Raw genomic sequence first — 3036 nt, forward strand, 5'->3', positions numbered from 1 at the left:
CACCTTGGGGTTGAGCTGGAACTGCGGGTGGCACAGGACCTGGACCAGATGCTCGAAATCCTTCAAAGCGGCCAGGTAGACCTTGTAGCCCACGGCCTGGCCATTACAGAAGGTCGAAAGAAAGAAGTTTCCTTTTCAGATTACTTCTACCTCACCAAACAAGTGCTGGTTCAGCGCAAACCCGATAATTGGCGGTCCCTCACCCTGGACGGCATCGGAAAAAACCTTATCCAGGACCCCGTGGAACTGATACGGGATACGGTAAGTGTACGTAAAAATTCGTCCTATCTCAGAAGGCTCGAAAACCTCTCCCGGGAAATCGGCGGTCCTATCATACTCGACACGCTCCAGGGGAACCTCTCTACAGACGAAATCATCAAGATGGTCGTAGATAAAAAAATTAAATACACCGTCGCGGACCGCAACCTGGCGCAGATCAATGCTTCTAGCTATCCGATACTCGATGTGCGGGTACCGGTGAGTTTTTCCCAGCGCATCGGATGGGCCATGCGCAAAAATGCCACTGCCTTAAAGAAAGCCACGAATCAATGGATTCAGCAGGAAAAAACCCATGATGACTTTTATTATATCTACAATAAATACTTCGAAAACCGGAGAAGTTTTAAGCGTCGCGTTAAAAGCGACTTCTTCAGCCTTACCGAGGGACGGATCAGTCCGTGTGACAGCCTGATTCAGATGTACGCCAATACCCTGGGTTGGGACTGGCGACTGCTCGCCTCCCAGGTGTATCAGGAATCCCGCTTTAACCCAAATGCTACTGCCTGGACCAACGCCCGGGGGCTGATGCAACTTATGCCGAATACCGCTGAAGAACTGGGTGTGATGGATCCTGAAAACCCGGAGGAAAGTTTAAAGGGGGGCGTCCGATATCTTAAACAACTCGCAAGGGCTTTTGAACATATCCCAGACAGCACAGACCGCATCCGGTTTACCCTGGCAGCTTACAACTGCGGTCTCGGCCATGTGGAGGATGCCCGAAGACTTGCGGCATCCCGGGGATTGGATCCCGACTGCTGGGAGGATAACGTAGACCAGGTTATTCTCGGGTTGAGCTATCCAAAAAACTATAATGATCCCGCTGTGCAATACGGGTATCTCAGGGGTGTTGAACCCTACAGGTACGTCAGGCAGATCCTGGAGCGCTATCGGCATTACGCTTCATTTGTACCCTCCGGATGAGGATTCTTTGAATTCATACAAACATGAACGTATTCGTGTTATCTTTAACCCCGCCGGCCGTGTTATAAGAACGATGGAGCCTCAGGCAGTCATAAAGACCCAAGACTATGACTCAGAAAAAGAAACGCAGGAATATACTTATTGGTACTATAGTGTTGATTCTTGTCGGCCTCTTTATCGTCGCCAAGGGCATGATCAACCCGATTCTCGAGACAACTTTGGATGCATACCTGCGGCAAAAGCTCGAGGTGCGATGGGCTTCACCCACCTACCGGTTTTCCTACGACAAACTTGATATAGATATCGTCTCTCAACGCATTACGTTTACCGATTTCCAGATGAGCCCGCTGGAAGAATACCGGGAGGCGTTCTTAACAGATACTACCGGCGGTAAGGCACTGAAGACCATTTATGCCGATGAAATTACTGTTCAGGGGATCGGTCTTCTGAATTTCCTATGGGATAAAAATATTGAGATTGATGAGATCGATGTGAAGGCGGTAACTGTGGACCACCTGGTGCCCCTAAAACGAAAGAAGACCTCAAAAGAGATATCAAAGCCCAAGGGTTCGGGAATAGAGGGGATTCGCCTGCCTGGAATCAAAAAGCTTACCCTGGGTCGTTTTAATTTGGGCAGTTTTGATATGCATCAAATTCGTAAAGGGACGTCCGATACGCTACTGTCTTTCCACTCTGGGGGCGGAAATGTAGACGGACTGTCGGTAATTAAAGCCAAAGGGGATGATAAATCTTATTTTGAACCCAACCTCCGCAACCTGGTCCTCCAGCTAAATGCCCAGGTTCTCAATTTAAAAAAGGCCCTGTACCAAGTCTCCATAACCGACCTGAAGTACACTTACGATTCGGATGACCTCGAGATCGAGGGTATCATCTTCGCGCCCCGGGAGGATCGTCAAACCTTCCGGGACAAATCCCAATACAGTTATGAGATTTACGATGCAACCGTTGAGCGACTCTTCCTGGAAGACTTTAATCTGGACAGATTTCTCGACCATGGGATTGTAGTCCTGAAAAAAATGGAACTGGACAGTCTAAACCTGAATATTTTCAGGGATAAAACAAAGCCGTTTAACACGGACAAGCGGGTGTTGCTTTTAAATCAGAAAATGGCAGCCCTGGATTTTCCTTTACATGTCGGAGAAATTCTTGTGAAAAATTCCTATCTCCAATATACCGAACAGTCGGATTATTCCAAGCCCCCTTTGGTGTTGGATTTTTCAGACCTTCAGGTGCGCCTGAATCGTCTTACTTCCATACAGGACAGTCTCCAAAGCGATAAACCCCTGGAAATTGAGCTTTCTGCCAAATTAGACCGATCGGTACCTGTTGGGGTCAAACTCAATATGCCCTACAACCACCATACCTTTCACCTTTCGGGGCATACCGAAAAGGCAGCTAATTTTGCAAGTCTTAATAAAACCGTGCTCCCGGCCCTGGGCCTGCAGTTTACTTCGGGAAGGCTGGATGGCCTGAATTTTCACATGACCGGTACGCCCTATGCCGTGAAAGGAGAACTAACGCTGCGTTACCACGACCTTACCGTGGAGATCGACAAACCCGATCATCAAAAAAAGAAAACGCTTTCCTGGGTCGCAAACACTTTATTGAAAAAATCCAATCCCCACCACAATGGAAGATTGGTGGTGGGAGAAATTGCCTTTGACAGGGTCATGTACAAAGGCCTCGGGAATTTTGCCTGGAAAGGGGTGCAATCGGGCCTGGTGAATTCGATAAACCCATTTGGCAAACATAGGGTGATCAAACATCAGAAGCCTGAATAGCTTTGATTTTAATCCACTTTGGAGTGATCTAACG

Annotated in this window: 2 protein-coding genes; both read left to right on the top strand. The window is 48.1% G+C overall.

The features are described 5' to 3' along the window. Positions 1-1200, top strand: a 1200-nt coding sequence (locus WBV75_RS14265) for a transglycosylase SLT domain-containing protein (RefSeq protein ID WP_424121251.1), incomplete at its 5' end; no start/stop codon positions are given. Positions 1201-1307: 107 nt separating this feature from the next. After that, on the top strand, positions 1308-3002 hold the full coding sequence (locus WBV75_RS14270; protein ID WP_424121252.1) for a hypothetical protein: 1695 nt from the start codon (positions 1308-1310) through the stop codon (positions 3000-3002). Positions 3003-3036 lie beyond the last annotated feature (34 nt).

The sequence above is a fragment of the Robiginitalea sp. genome (assembly GCF_049588695.1).
In the GTDB taxonomy this organism is placed as follows: Bacteria; Bacteroidota; Bacteroidia; order Flavobacteriales; family Flavobacteriaceae; genus Robiginitalea.

Excerpts from the sequence above, each read along its gene's own strand:
- WBV75_RS14270 (WP_424121252.1), top strand. The coding sequence starts at position 1,308 with ATGACTCAGAAAAAGAAACGCAGGAATATACTTATTGGTACTATAGTG.